Genomic DNA, 13,040 nt, shown 5'->3' with positions numbered 1-13,040 from the left:
AATGAGAAAATTTTTAGCATTTGATATAGGTGGAACACTCATAAAATTTGGTGTTTTAACGGAAGACGGCACCATCATTGAGAAATTTGAAATTGAAACAGAAGCATATCTTGGGGGGCCAGTCATCCTTGAGAAAATTAAGCAGCACGGAAAGCCGTTAGTCGATCAATATAAGGTAGATGGTATTTGTATATCAACAGCCGGTCAAGTTCATTCAGATAAGGGAGAGATTCTGTTTGCTTCAGACCATATACCAGACTATACGGGCACACGGTTAAAAGAAGAATTCGAGTCATTTTTTAACCTCCCTGTCGAAGTGGAAAATGATGTAAATTGTGCAGGTCTTGCTGAATCCTGGATTGGAACGGGGAAAAATGCGAAGAGCGTTTTTTGTCTGACTATCGGGACTGGGATCGGCGGAAGCTATATTTTAGACAATAAACTTCATACCGGTCATAATTTCAGCGGTGGAGAAATTGGTTATATTCCCATTGAAGGCGGACGGTTCGAAGATCTCGCATCTACAAGAATCCTGGTTCGTAATGTCGCCCTGCAAAAAGGATTAAAGGAAACAGATCTCAATGGAAAAGCCATTTTTGAATTGGCTAAAAACGGCGATGGAATTGCGATTAAAGAAATTGAGCAGCTCATTGTTCATTTATGCAAAGGGATCGCTACGATCGCTTATATGATGAACCCTGAAATGATTATCATCGGCGGAGGGATTACGGCTCAAAAAGACTATCTGTACCCTTTAATCATGAAAGAACTAAAAAAAGAGATGATTCCATCCATTTTAGATAAGACCAAAATCGAAATTGCTCATAATTTAAATAATGCTGGAATGATTGGGGCTGTAAGACACTTTTTGCTTCAGGAATCCATGAAGCCGCTAAAGAGCATTACGGCGATGATCGAGTCAAATCAGCACAAATTAACGAAACGGGAGCAAATGATAGCAAGATACATTACGCTGAATCTTGAAAGTGTGCCAAACAAAACCATTTCTGAAATGTCACGTCAAATTAACGTTTCAGAGGCGACAATTACCCGGTTCTGTCAAAAGCTTGAGTTCGGTTCATATAACAAATTGCGTCTGCTTGCAAAAGAGGCAACAGTCAGTACTAGAAGATATGATCAGGGAGAGACAACCAGCTTAACCGAAGTAAAACAGACATATGCTGCCATGCTAAAAAAGTTTGACTCATTTGATCAGACACCTGAAATTATCGAGCTGAAAACAAATTTGATTGAAGCCCGCCAACTATTTTTCTATGGCGAAGACGAAATGTCGATCGTCGCTCAACAGTTAAAATACAAATGGATGAAGATGGGGAAGGTAGCAGACGCTTGTACCACTTCTTTTCAAATGAATGCCTCTTCTTCGATAGTTAATCACAAAACCGTTGTAATTGGGCTTAATACTTCTGGTTATGCATCAGAAACGGTTAAACATATGGCTCAGGCAAAACAGGCAGGGGCATTTACAGTCGGAATTTCAAGTCAGCAGGATTCTCCGTTATCACACGCGGCTGACATTCATTTGCTGATTCCTGGAATTGATGATTTAGATGAAAATAGCCATTCAATTAATGAAGTCTCTGTATATTATTTGCTGGATATTATAGCTAGAGAGATTCAAAGTGGAAAAGAATCTCTTACAACTTTCAGTTCAGTAAAATAAAAGTTAATAAGGAGCTTTTACATGAAAATTGCTTATATGCCGATTGATGAAAGGCCATGCAATGTGGACTATGTTAAGAGGATCGCACAGTCCTCCGCCGAGATTGATCTCCTCATGCCTTGTGAACATGTATATGGGAGGAAGAAGGAACCGGCTGATAGTGAAGGAATGTGGGAATGGCTCAAGGGTGCTGCCAATGAAGCAGATGCACTCATAATAAGTATTGATATGTTGTTCTATGGAGGTTTGCTGCCTTCAAGGCTACATCATCATCAGGAAAATATAAAGGAAATGTGGTTGAACCGGTTGCGTTCCCTGCGTCAGTCCCATCCCAAGCTACCGATTTATGCATCCAACTTAATTATGAGAACGCCAAAATACAGCTCTAATGACGAAGAGCCGGACTATTACGAAAAGTGGGGAAGAGAACTTTTTTTACGTGCTTATCTTATGAATAAGCAGGATAGAGAAACTTTATCTGAGGAAGAATTGGAGCAGCTGCGCGTACTGAAGGTTCTTCTTCCGGCAGAACATATCGAAGATTACGAGTGGAGAAGAGCGTTTAACCTCGAGATAAACGTTAAGATCTTAGAACTTGTAAAAGAAGCTGTTATCGACTTCTTAGTGATCCCTCAGGATGACAGCGCGGAGTTCGGCTATACAGCACAAGACCAGAAAATTGTCGCAACAGCCAAAGAAGAGATGCGTCTTCATCAGCAGGTCCACATGTATCCCGGAGCAGATGAAGTCGGCGCAACATTGCTTTCAAGAGCATTTTCCAGTTTAACAGATTCACGTCCGTCTATTTTCCCGATCTGGAGCAGCACACTTGGTCCAGGGATCATCCCGATGTATGAGGATCGTCCGTTTGCAGAAAGTCTCAAAGCTCACGTTATGGCATCAGGGTGCAAGCTCGCTCAGACTCCGGAGAAAGCAGACTTAATTCTTGCATATAATACACCTGGGAGAATGATGCAGGAGTCATGGGATCAGCATAATAAAGACATAACGTACACTAGCTGTCGCAGCCTGCTTCACTTTATTGATTCCATTCAAACGTTCCTGGCTGCTGGTAAAAAAGTAATTTTAGCGGACGCGGCTTTTACTAATGGAGGTGACATGGAACTGGTTGCCATGCTGGATGATGCTCGGCTCCTCGATAAACTTACCTCCTATAAAGGCTGGAATACCAATTGTAATACACTTGGAACTTCGATTGCTCAAGGTGTGGTGGCGCTTAATGGAGATCCGGACAAAGTTAAAGAAAACCTTGTATATCATCTTCTCGATGATGTCTTTTATCAGGCTTGTGTTCGAATGGAACTGGTCAAAGATTTTCTTCCAACATATAAGCTTTCGTATTTTGACTTAAAGGATCAAACGCATACTGTGACCAATGAAATAAGAACTCGCTTGCTAAAAGCCTACGATGAGACGATCCGCCACAGTTTTACAGATATGCAGATCGATTCTCTTCTAATTACGTCCCCCTGGAATCGAATGTTTGAGTGCAAAGTCTCTTTAAAATTGATAAGGAAGAGAGGCGAAAATCATGTTAAACAACATTAAGAAGGGTCTGGTTGTTTCTTGTCAGGCTTTGGAAGATGAACCTCTTTTCGGATCAGAAATTATGAAGCGAATGGCGGATGCAGCTGCAAGAGGCGGTGCTTCAGCCATTCGAGCCAACGGAACAGCTGATATTGGTGCCATTAAACAATACATAGATTTACCGGTCATTGGACTGATAAAACAGGAATACTCAGATTCTGACGTCTACATCACGCCAACTTTTTCTGAAGTAGAAGCGCTTGTTCAAAGTGGGGCTGATATGATTGCACTTGATGCTACTAATAGAGTGAGACCGGATTCTTTTTCTTTGTCAGCACTCATGAGAAAAATCACCGCTGCTTTTCCCGACCAGAAATGGATGGCTGATTGTGCCACTGTTGAAGAATGCAAAGAAGCGCAACAACTGGGCTTTCATTGTGTAGGAACAACTCTTTACGGCTATACAAACGAAACGAAAGGGAGAAAACTGTACGACCATGATTTGCAGTTCTTAAAAGAAGTAATCAATGCAGTTGATCTTCCTGTCATTGCGGAAGGAAACATCCTTACTCCTGAGATGGCAGCAAGAGCGCTTCAAGTCGGGGCTCATGCAGTGGTGGTCGGAGGAGCTATTACTCGCCCGCAACAGATCACAGCCCGCTTTGTGGAAGAGATTCATAAGTAAATAATTTCTGTTGATTAAAGCGTTTATGCAAGTGAATACAAGAAAAGCCGTCATTCATCTATTAATGAATAGCGGCTTTTTTATTATAAATATCTGTTGTTAAAAAAAAGCACAGCCACACGGTAGCTGCGCTTTCTTCTCTATTAAACAATCCCTATAAACGACATTCCAATCCCTACCGCTAAAGCGATCGTCGGAATTAAGAAAGCGACAAAGAAAATATCCTTGTAGGAGTCTTTGTGCGTCATGCCGGTGATGGCAAGGACGGTGAGCAGGGCTCCGTTATGCGGCAGGATGGATGCGCCCGATGCCAGCGCTGTAATCCGGTGGAGAATTTCCGGGTTCATGCCCATCTCCATTGCCTGCTGGTAGTATTCGGAACCTAGTGCATTGAGGGTAATGTTCATCCCTCCGGATGCTGACCCCGTGATCATCGCGAGTATCTGTGTTGCAAGTGCGTCAGATACAACGAGGCCTCCTTTAATATTCAACAAGCTGTTTTGAATGGCAGGGAAAGAAGGTGCTGCTTGAACAACAGCGCCAAATCCAACAGCAGCTCCTGTATTAACAACTGCTGTTACAGCTCCTTTTGCTCCATCGTTCATAGCGCCTGTGAAGCGTTTGAATGTCTGGAAGCTTAGGACCATCGTAAGAACGATCCCCACTAATAGAGCAGTGAGCATTTCCAAGTCTACAACATTAATGAGAACAACGACTGCGACGAGTGGAAGGAAAGACAAGATAATATTTGGATCTTTTTCTTTGCTTTCTTCGTCTTTTTTTGCACCCTTAGGTTCTGTAAATACTTCTCCATTTTTCGTAAGGGTATTGGCTCTGCGGGATAAGTAGAAATAACCGCCTACTGCCATGATCAGACCCGTCACTGTTCCCATAATCGGTGCAGCCATCATGGTCGTATTAAAATATTCTGTCGGGATATAGTTTTGTACCTGTGCTGTTCCGGGAAGTGCTGTCATGGTGAAGGTAAAAGCACCAAGTACAATCGTACCGGGAATAACCTTCCGGCTGATGTTTGCTTGACGGAATAAATTGAGTGATAAAGGATACATAACAAAAACAACAACGAATAAACTAACGCCGCCATACGTTAGGATTGCTGCGCCGAGCAGTACCCCTAAAATGGCACGTTTTTTACCGACTATTTTCGATAAGAATGTTGCAACAGTGCGGGCGCTTCCCGTCACTTCCATCAGCTTACCGAAGATAGCTCCAAATAGAAAGACAGGAAAGAAATCTCTCGCAAAGGAAGCGAAACCGGACATGAAATCAGATGTGAACGCATCAAACACGTTCATTCCGGACAAAAGTGCGACAATGGTGGCAGCGATCGGAGCGATCCATAAAATAGACCAGCCGATATAAGCCATCGCCATTAAGGCAACCAGCCCGACAATAATGGCAAACATAGAAAAACCTCCCAGATTAATGAATATATTATTTCGGAAAAATAAATTCCAATTATTTCTTATCGCTTACTTCTAAAGGAATCCAAGCTAACTGTGTCATTCCATTAAAGAGGTGGCTTTAAACGTCTTTTATTAAATTCCATTTATTCAGCTTTGGGAGAAAATTGTGTGTATTTTATTTATGTCAGAATAATGTTTCCTCCCCGTTTAATTGTGGAATGCATTAACCACACGGCGCAAAAAAAGCCAACTAAAGTAAATAGAGAAGGGATGAAGAAAAATGGTCGAAAATAAAGTAGTATTTATCACTGGAGCAGCACAGGGAATTGGCTATGAAATAGGCGAGACTTTCGCTGAAAATGGAGCAAAGGTTGTTCTTTCTGATATAAATCAGGAGGGCGTTGAGGAATCAGCAAAACTTCTCGAGCAAAAAGGTTTTACTGCAACTGGAATTAAAGCAGATGTAACAAGCGAAGAAGAAATCGAAGCGGCAATTGACCGTACCGTAGAAATCTATGGTCGTATCGATGTGTTGATAAACAATGCAGGATTACAACATGTATCGCCGATTGAAGACTTTCCAACTGCCAAGTTCAAAATGATGCAGGACATTATGCTGACAGCTCCTTTCATTGCAACGAAAAAAGTGTTTCCTATAATGAAGAAGCAAGGATTCGGACGGATTTTAAATATGTCTTCGATCAATGGGCTTATTGGTTTTGCCGGTAAAGCTGCTTACAATAGTGCCAAGCATGGCTTGATCGGATTAACTAAAGTATCTGCTTTAGAAGGCGCAGAGCATGGCATTACAGTAAATGCTCTTGCACCCGGTTATGTGGATACGCCTCTTGTCCGCGGTCAGATGGAAGACCTGGCGAAATCACGCGGGGTAGAGCTTGAGAAAGTGCTTGAGGAAGTCATTTATCCGCTTGTACCTCAAAAACGATTATTAGAAGTTCAGGAGATTGCGGATTACGCAATATTCCTATCAAGTGAAAAAGCAAAAAGTGTAACGGGCCAGGCAATCGTAATTGATGGCGGCTATACAGCTCAATAAGCAAGACTGCACTGCACGGAACCTGTTCTATGGTTCCGTGCAGTTTTTTTATTTACCTTATTAACCCCACGTTCTGTTTATATTACCCCCGCATTTAACGTGGAGATAACTTTATTAAACAGTCCGGTTTGAAAACTGCCATGTAAAACAAAAGAATTGATTATCTACAGAAAGAGAAAAATAATAATTGGTTTACTATACTCTTTTTAAATCAGGTGGAATCTGTGGTAAAAAATAATAGGTGCTGAATATGTGGTGTGGCCTGCTGACCTATGTTTTGATATGCCCCTTGCTGCTTATTCAAAAAGTGCCGTTTTTTCAGTTAGCGGGTTAACGGCTTGGCATATGGTCAAACAAGTTTAGGTTCAACCCGGAGAGACTGTTATGGTAACAGGGGGAAATGGAGGAGTTGGATCATTACTTGTTCAAATTGCCTCTAAAGTGTTTGGTGCTAAAGTTATTGCGATAATTGGTGATTTACATGCTGAGGAAGTAATGAAAGAATTAGGAGCCACACATGTAGTATCCTATAAATCCGATACTCTTGCAGAAGAGATTTTAGCGGTAAATGGAGGACCGATCGACACCGTTTTAGACGTTGTAGGGGATGCCCTGTTTCCTACCTCTCTTCACGTATTGAAAAAGGTGGAAAATTCTGTATCTCAGGTTCTGCTGGCGGCCAAATTTGGGGACAAGGTCAGAGTTTAAAGAGATGCTTAAGGCGATTGCTGAAGGAAAAATAAAGCCGGTTATAGATAAAAGCTTTCCTTTGGAAAAAGCCAAAGAAGCTCAAGTATATTTTAAGAAGAAAGGTAAAGTAGGCAAAATCGTGTTGCTGCCTGAAGAATAATTCAAACCCAAAACCCATCTACTCTTCTCTTTTGAAGGGAGGTGGGTTTTTAACGTTAGGATGTGTAAAATAACTCCTACATTGACATCTATAGGTGACAAAGGAATCAACTCATTCGTTAGAAAGTGAGATAAAAATTATTTCCAATACTAAAAATTAAAGAAAAATAAATTTTCATAAAAACGCTTGCAATCTATTTAACTTGTCTATACAATAAGAAAAGTGCAAACGGTTGCACCGAATTATTGATCTTTTTTATACTTATAAAATTATAGATAGTACGGAGGGTGAACATGAAAATTTTTGGATCTTTTGATTTTTGGCAGAAGTTTGGAAAAGCGCTGCTTGTTGTAGTAGCCGTTATGCCGGCTGCTGGAATTATGATTTCATTAGGTAAACTGCTTGCGATGATGACAGGCGATGTTATGATAATGCAAACGGTTGCGCGGGTAATGGAGGATATCGGCTGGGCGATAATTACCAATCTGCATGTGCTTTTCGCCGTAGCCATTGGTGGTTCTTGGGCGAAGGATCGTGCTGGCGGTGCATTCGCAGCATTGATCGCATTTGTGCTTATTAATCGTATTACAGGATCTATTTTTGGTGTAAACGCTGACATGCTGGCTGATTCAGAAGCTACTGTCACTTCACTACTTGGTGCCCAGCTGACAGTTGCTGATTATTTTATCTCCGTCCTTGGAGCGCCGGCACTGAATATGGGTGTTTTTGTCGGAATTATTTCAGGGTTTTTGGGAGCAAATCTTTATAATCGCTTTTATAATTATAATAAACTGCCTCAGGCATTGGAGTTTTTCAACGGAAAGCGTTTCGTGCCGTTTGTTGTGATTGCCGGATCTGTTGTCGTTGGCTTGCTGCTGTCTATCATTTGGCCGTTTATTCAGGGACTTTTGAATGAATTTGGACAATGGATTGCGACTTCACGAAATACTGCGCCGATTGTTGCGCCGTTTGTCTTCGGTATGGTTGAGCGTTTGCTGCTGCCATTTGGTCTTCATCATATGCTGACGGTTCCGATTAACTATACAGAGCTTGGCGGGACGTACACGATTTTAACCGGTTCAAATGCAGGAAGTGTTGTTTCAGGACAGGATCCGCTTTGGCTTGCCTGGGTGACGGATTTATACAATATGCTGCAGCAGGGCAATCAAGCCGGCTATCAGCAGCTGACAGAAGATGTCGTGCCTGCACGTTTTAAAGTCGGTCAGTTTCTTGCTTCATCTGCTGCATTAATGGGTCTTGCGCTTGCTATGTATTTAAATGTTGATAAAGAAAAGCGTACAAAATATAAATCAATGTTTTTATCAGCTGGTCTTGCTGTGTTCTTAACAGGCGTTACTGAGCCGATTGAATTCATGTTTATGTTTGCAGCACCTCTTCTTTATATTGTATATGCTGTCTTGACAGGTGTTTCTTTTGCACTTGTGGATTTAATTGATTTGCGTATTCATGCTTTTGGATTTATTGAATTTCTAACGAGAACGCCTTTGATTATTAATGCGGGACTTGCCGGTGACTTGCTGAATCTGGCACTTGTGGCTATTTTAGTTTTTGGTTTAAACTTTGGTGTTTCTTACTTCTTGATTAAACGCTTTAACTTCCCAACACCGGGCCGTGCGGGCAACTACATTGAAGAAACGGCTGATGCAGGTGCTGGTTCCTCTTCTTCAGCATCGGGCGTCGCAGAGGATGGTTCACTTGCTGTATCCATTATCCGTCTGCTTGGCGGTCAGGAAAATATTGAAGAAGTGGATGCATGTATGACAAGACTTCGTGTGACGGTAAAAGATCCCGACGCAGTTGGTACAGAAAAAGAATGGAAAGAAAAAGGAGCTCTTGGGTTAATTTTACGCGGCAAAGGGGTACAGGCAATCTATGGACCCAAAGCGGATGTATTAAAATCCGACATTCAGGATCGATTAGGAGCTTGATAAAATGCGCTTATTAACACTCAACTGTCATGCGTGGCAGGAAGAAAACCAGGAAGAGAAGATTGAAATACTCGCTCGGACGATCGTCGACAACGATTACGACGTCATTGCGCTTCAGGAAGTGAGCCAAAAAAATGCATCGGATGCCAGAGTGGATGAACATTATGGCTACGTGCTGTTAGACAAGCTAAAGGCGCTTGGCAGAGCGGAAGATGAGATGGTGTGGACGTTCAGCCATTATAGCTACGACACGCAGGCGGAAGGGCTTGCCATTTTGACAAGACTTCCGATCGTGCGCACTTCTGAGTTTTTTATTACAGCTTCACATGACCCTGCTGTCTGGAAAACAAGATCCATTGTCAGAGCGACAGTGCTATACGGAAAACAGGAAATTGATCTTTATTCCTGTCACCTCGGCTGGTGGAATGATTTAGAAGAGCCTTATAAGGAGCAGGTAGACCGGTTAATGGAGAAAGTGGATTCACAACGGTTGTCCATTTTGCTCGGCGATTTCAATAATGATGCCGGCATTACAGGGGAAGGCTATACGTATTTAGTGGAAAAAGGACTTTTTGATACGTACACACTTGCTGAAAACAAAGACAGTGGTGTTACGATTTCAGGGAAAATTGCCGGGTGGTCTGAAAATGAGCGGCAGCTTCGGATTGATTTTATCTTTGCCAATCAGCCTGTTCGTGTTGCTTATTCACGGGTAATTTTTAATGGCGAGAATCAACCTGTCGTCTCTGATCACTTTGGGGTAGAAGTGGAGCTTGCAACAGAATAACCAAAGAAGCGAAAGGCCATGTGCCTTTCGCTTTTTTGTGTTACTTTCTGGATCGTTCTTGGTCTATTAACCTTGCTTTTCTTATTATAAGTGGTACTTGGTCCTACGATGATCGGCAAAATCAGCGTTGAACTTGCCAACCAGCCTTGGGAGATCTATCGGCAGCTCGAACAAGCCGGGATCCCATTTTCCATCACAACCGACCATCCTGTTTTTCTTATTGAAGAATTAATCATATCCGTCCGTCATGCGATCGCACATGGACTGAGTGAACAAAAAGCGTTGGAGTCGATTACCATCCAACCAGCAAAAAGCCTGAACCTCAATGATTCTATCGGCTCAATTGAAGTCGGGAAAGATGCTGACCTTTTTTCTCTGGTCAGCCAACCCGCTGAAGGACTTTAAATCCACAAATTGAGTGGAGTAATGACGTCTGTGACGGCAGGAACAGCGGAACCAGAAGGTAAATCTAGTGTAAGCGTGCAGATTTTTTCTTCCATTGTCTTCACTCCTGTTCTTCTATTAGTATATGAATCTTGTAAAGTGACGGTGCGATTAGCAAGATATTCACCGTTAAAAGTCTGAGAGTATAAATACGTTTTTCTTTTATTCTCCGAGAAGCTGGTTTCATTACAGAAATAAAAAAGCGGCACCCAGTTCAAGAACAAGGCGCCGCTTCTTTTTATTTATTCAAATTAACAATAACCGTGTCCGCCGCCCTGACCGCCCTGTCCATAAGAACAGCCGATGATGATCAACAAAATAAACAATACAACAAGCAATGCAAATCCAGATCCAAATCCTTTACTCAATGTGTCCAACCTCCTTAATTAGGTGATTGTTTATCCTATGTTGGTGTAGTAGGGTCGGTTACAAATCTCTGCTTTATCATTCTGTTCGCTTTAAAATAAATACGTTTTCATTCATGAAACAATCAAACAGTCTATGTAAAAAAGTCTTCCTGCTCTCAGTCTCCTTATTTATCCCTGCCATATTAGGTTTGCCTCGCTAGATGATGTTGGTATAATACAATTAATTCAATATTCTTTCACTTTTTTGAAAATGACAAAATACTCAACTACTTAAATTATTCGTTCAGCAGCCCGAAAGCATGAAAGGAGCTACTATTTGATGGACAAAATCAAGGCTGGCGTCATCGGTACCGGTTTTATCGGTCCTGCACATGTTGAAGCGGTCAGGAGACTGGGGTTTGTGGAAGTGGTGGCTTTGGCTGCCAGCAGTCTTGAAAAGGCAAAAATGAAGGCGGAGCAATTGGACATCCCGCATGCCTATGGGGATTACCGTGAAATGCTGCTCGATCCAACTATTCAAGTCGTGCATAATTGCACACCTAATTATCTGCATCATGAAATCAGTATGGAAATTATTAAAGCAGGCAAGCATGTGTTGTCGGAAAAACCGCTCGCTGTTTCTTGTGCAGAATCATTTGAACTGCTTAATTTAGCCCGCGAAAAAAGAATAGTTCATGGTGTTAACTTTAATTACCGACAATTTCCAAGCGTTCAAAACTTGCAGCATATGGTTGAAAATGGCTCGATCGGCAGCGTTCATTTGATCCACGGCAGCTACTTGCAGGACTGGCTGTTAAATGACACGGATTATGATTGGCGTCTCGATCCAAAGTTAGGCGGAAAGACGCGGGCAGTGGCAGACATTGGCTCTCATTGGTGTGATACGGTTCAGTTTGTGACAGGCAAGAGGATCACGTCAGTTTTTGCGGATATGACAACGGTTCTGCCAATCAGAAAAAAACGGATCTCAGCTGATTCGGAGGATTATGAAGAATATAAAGTGGAAACCGAGGATCATGCATCCGTCCTGCTACGGTTTCATGATGGAACAAAAGGTGTCTTTACCGTTTCACAAATCAGCGCGGGAAGAAAAAACCGCTTGAGCTTTGAAATGAACGGCAGCTTGGGTTCTGCATTTTGGAATCAGGAGGAACCTGAAAAGCTCTGGGTTGGCCATCGGGAGAAATCGAATGATCTTCTATTGGCAGATTCTACGTTGTTTACACCTGAGGCAAGGTCCTCGATTCACCACCCTGGCGGACATAATGAAGGCTGGCCGGATGCATTAAAAAATATGATGTTAAATTTTTATTCCTATATTAAAGAAGGAAAAGATCCTTTAAAAGACAAACCGAATTTCGCTACCTTTGAGGATGGTCATGCTTCTATGTGTGTGATTGATGCCATATTGGAAAGTCACGAACAGGAAAAATGGGTGGAGGTAAAAACATCCTAGATATAGCTGATACAAAATGAAAACGCATACAAAGAATAAGCAGGTCATGAAACTGCTTGAATAGGGGGATAAAATGAATATTTTCATTACAGGTGCGAACAGAGGACTTGGCTATGCTTTAGTTCAAAAAGGATTGATAGAAGGCCACCGGATTTTTGCCGGAGTACGGACACTGGACTCCACTTCCGGGAAAGAATTGATTAAACAAATGGAAACAACAGATCAGTTAATCGTTCTTCAGGTAGACGTGACAAACGAAGATTCGGTGGTTCATGCTAAGGAAAAAATTCTAGCTCATTCCGGATCCTTGGATGTCATCATCAACAACGCAGGCACACTGCTTGAAGTGGAAAGCGAAATTGAAGAGCTGGATATAGAAGCATGCAGACAATCCTTTGATGTGAACACGCTTGGTCCATTGCGCGTTATTAAGCACTTGCTGCCTTTGCTCAAAAAGGGAAGCCAGCCGTCCATTTTAAACATTTCCTCAGATGCCGGAAGCCTAACAAATGCAAACGGGGGGAATTATCCGTACGGAATGTCAAAAGCAGCACTAAATATGCTGGGTGAAAAATTGGATCGCTCTTTAAAAGAAGAAGACATTCAAGTCCTTTCCATTCATCCGGGGTGGCTGAGAACAGATATGGGCGGACAAAAGGCTGCGCTGGATCCTATGGAACCAACAGATGGAATCTTCCGTATGCTTGAACGAAAAATACATGTGAGCGAAGGCAGCCGGTTTGTTGATTTTAAAGGAAATAAAATGAACGTGTAGAGGTGGGAAA

At 42.1% G+C, this 13,040-nt stretch carries 11 protein-coding genes and 1 pseudogene; 10 read left to right on the top strand and 2 right to left on the bottom strand.

The window, feature by feature from the left end:
- Window position 1: 1 nt before the first annotated feature.
- From KR50_RS18355 to KR50_RS16660, 3 genes are read left to right on the top strand one after another with little or no spacing between them, the layout of a single operon-like run.
- Window positions 2-1,684 (top strand): ROK family protein, encoded by a 1,683-nt coding sequence (locus KR50_RS18355; RefSeq protein WP_084215650.1) that lies wholly within the window; start codon window positions 2-4, stop codon window positions 1,682-1,684.
- 21 nt (window positions 1,685-1,705) lie between these two features.
- Window positions 1,706-3,253, top strand: a complete 1,548-nt coding sequence (locus KR50_RS16665) for a DUF4127 family protein (protein WP_041061313.1) — start codon at window positions 1,706-1,708, stop codon at window positions 3,251-3,253.
- Complete coding sequence (locus tag KR50_RS16660; protein WP_041061305.1) at window positions 3,237-3,917, top strand: N-acetylmannosamine-6-phosphate 2-epimerase; 681 nt, start codon at window positions 3,237-3,239, stop codon at window positions 3,915-3,917. Before KR50_RS16665 ends, KR50_RS16660 begins: the two co-directional genes overlap by 17 nt.
- Window positions 3,918-4,060: 143 nt before the next feature.
- Here the strand turns inward: KR50_RS16660 and KR50_RS16655 are convergent, their stop codons facing one another.
- Window positions 4,061-5,344 carry a GntP family permease gene (locus KR50_RS16655; RefSeq protein WP_041061303.1) on the bottom strand — a complete coding sequence of 428 codons (1,284 nt, stop codon included), beginning with the start codon at window positions 5,342-5,344 and terminating at the stop codon, window positions 4,061-4,063.
- 280 nt (window positions 5,345-5,624) lie between these two features.
- Here KR50_RS16655 and KR50_RS16650 point away from each other — a divergent pair, with 280 nt between their 5' ends.
- The 5 genes and pseudogenes from KR50_RS16650 to KR50_RS16630 all read left to right on the top strand — a co-directional run bounded on the left by KR50_RS16650 (window position 5,625) and on the right by KR50_RS16630 (window position 10,392).
- A complete protein-coding gene (locus tag KR50_RS16650) occupies window positions 5,625-6,401 on the top strand; it encodes a 3-hydroxybutyrate dehydrogenase (RefSeq protein WP_041061301.1) in 777 nt (258 codons plus the stop codon).
- A gap of 243 nt (window positions 6,402-6,644) precedes the next feature.
- Window positions 6,645-7,251 (top strand): annotated as a pseudogene (locus KR50_RS16645) (zinc-binding dehydrogenase); the annotation flags it as partial.
- Between the two features lie 293 nt (window positions 7,252-7,544).
- Window positions 7,545-9,200 carry a PTS transporter subunit IIBC gene (locus tag KR50_RS16640; protein ID WP_041061298.1) on the top strand — a complete coding sequence of 552 codons (1,656 nt, stop codon included), beginning with the start codon at window positions 7,545-7,547 and terminating at the stop codon, window positions 9,198-9,200.
- A gap of 4 nt (window positions 9,201-9,204) precedes the next feature.
- Window positions 9,205-9,987 (top strand): endonuclease/exonuclease/phosphatase family protein, encoded by a 783-nt coding sequence (locus tag KR50_RS16635; protein WP_041061297.1) that lies wholly within the window; start codon window positions 9,205-9,207, stop codon window positions 9,985-9,987.
- 90 nt (window positions 9,988-10,077) lie between these two features.
- Entirely contained in the window at window positions 10,078-10,392 is a 315-nt protein-coding gene (locus tag KR50_RS16630; protein ID WP_156969552.1) for an amidohydrolase family protein, read from the top strand.
- A 290-nt stretch (window positions 10,393-10,682) separates the two neighbouring features.
- Here the strand turns inward: KR50_RS16630 and KR50_RS18350 are convergent, their stop codons facing one another.
- A complete protein-coding gene (locus KR50_RS18350; RefSeq protein WP_084215649.1) occupies window positions 10,683-10,799 on the bottom strand; it encodes a YjcZ family sporulation protein in 117 nt (38 codons plus the stop codon).
- Between the two features lie 319 nt (window positions 10,800-11,118).
- Between KR50_RS18350 and KR50_RS16625 the strand changes: the two genes are divergently transcribed.
- Together KR50_RS16625 and KR50_RS16620 are read left to right on the top strand one after the other, a co-directional pair.
- The gene (locus KR50_RS16625; RefSeq protein ID WP_041061295.1) at window positions 11,119-12,255 is read left to right on the top strand and encodes a Gfo/Idh/MocA family protein; all 1,137 of its coding nucleotides are present in this window, start codon (window positions 11,119-11,121) and stop codon (window positions 12,253-12,255) included.
- 73 nt (window positions 12,256-12,328) lie between these two features.
- Window positions 12,329-13,030: an SDR family oxidoreductase gene (locus tag KR50_RS16620; protein ID WP_041061294.1), complete on the top strand. Its 702-nt coding sequence runs from the start codon at window positions 12,329-12,331 to the stop codon at window positions 13,028-13,030.
- Window positions 13,031-13,040: the final 10 nt, after the last annotated feature.

The organism is Jeotgalibacillus campisalis (assembly GCF_000829515.1).
Taxonomy (GTDB): domain Bacteria; phylum Bacillota; class Bacilli; order Bacillales; family Jeotgalibacillaceae; genus Jeotgalibacillus; species Jeotgalibacillus campisalis.
Note: the sequence above shows the minus strand (reverse complement) of the source record. Positions and strands in the feature narration are given on the sequence as shown.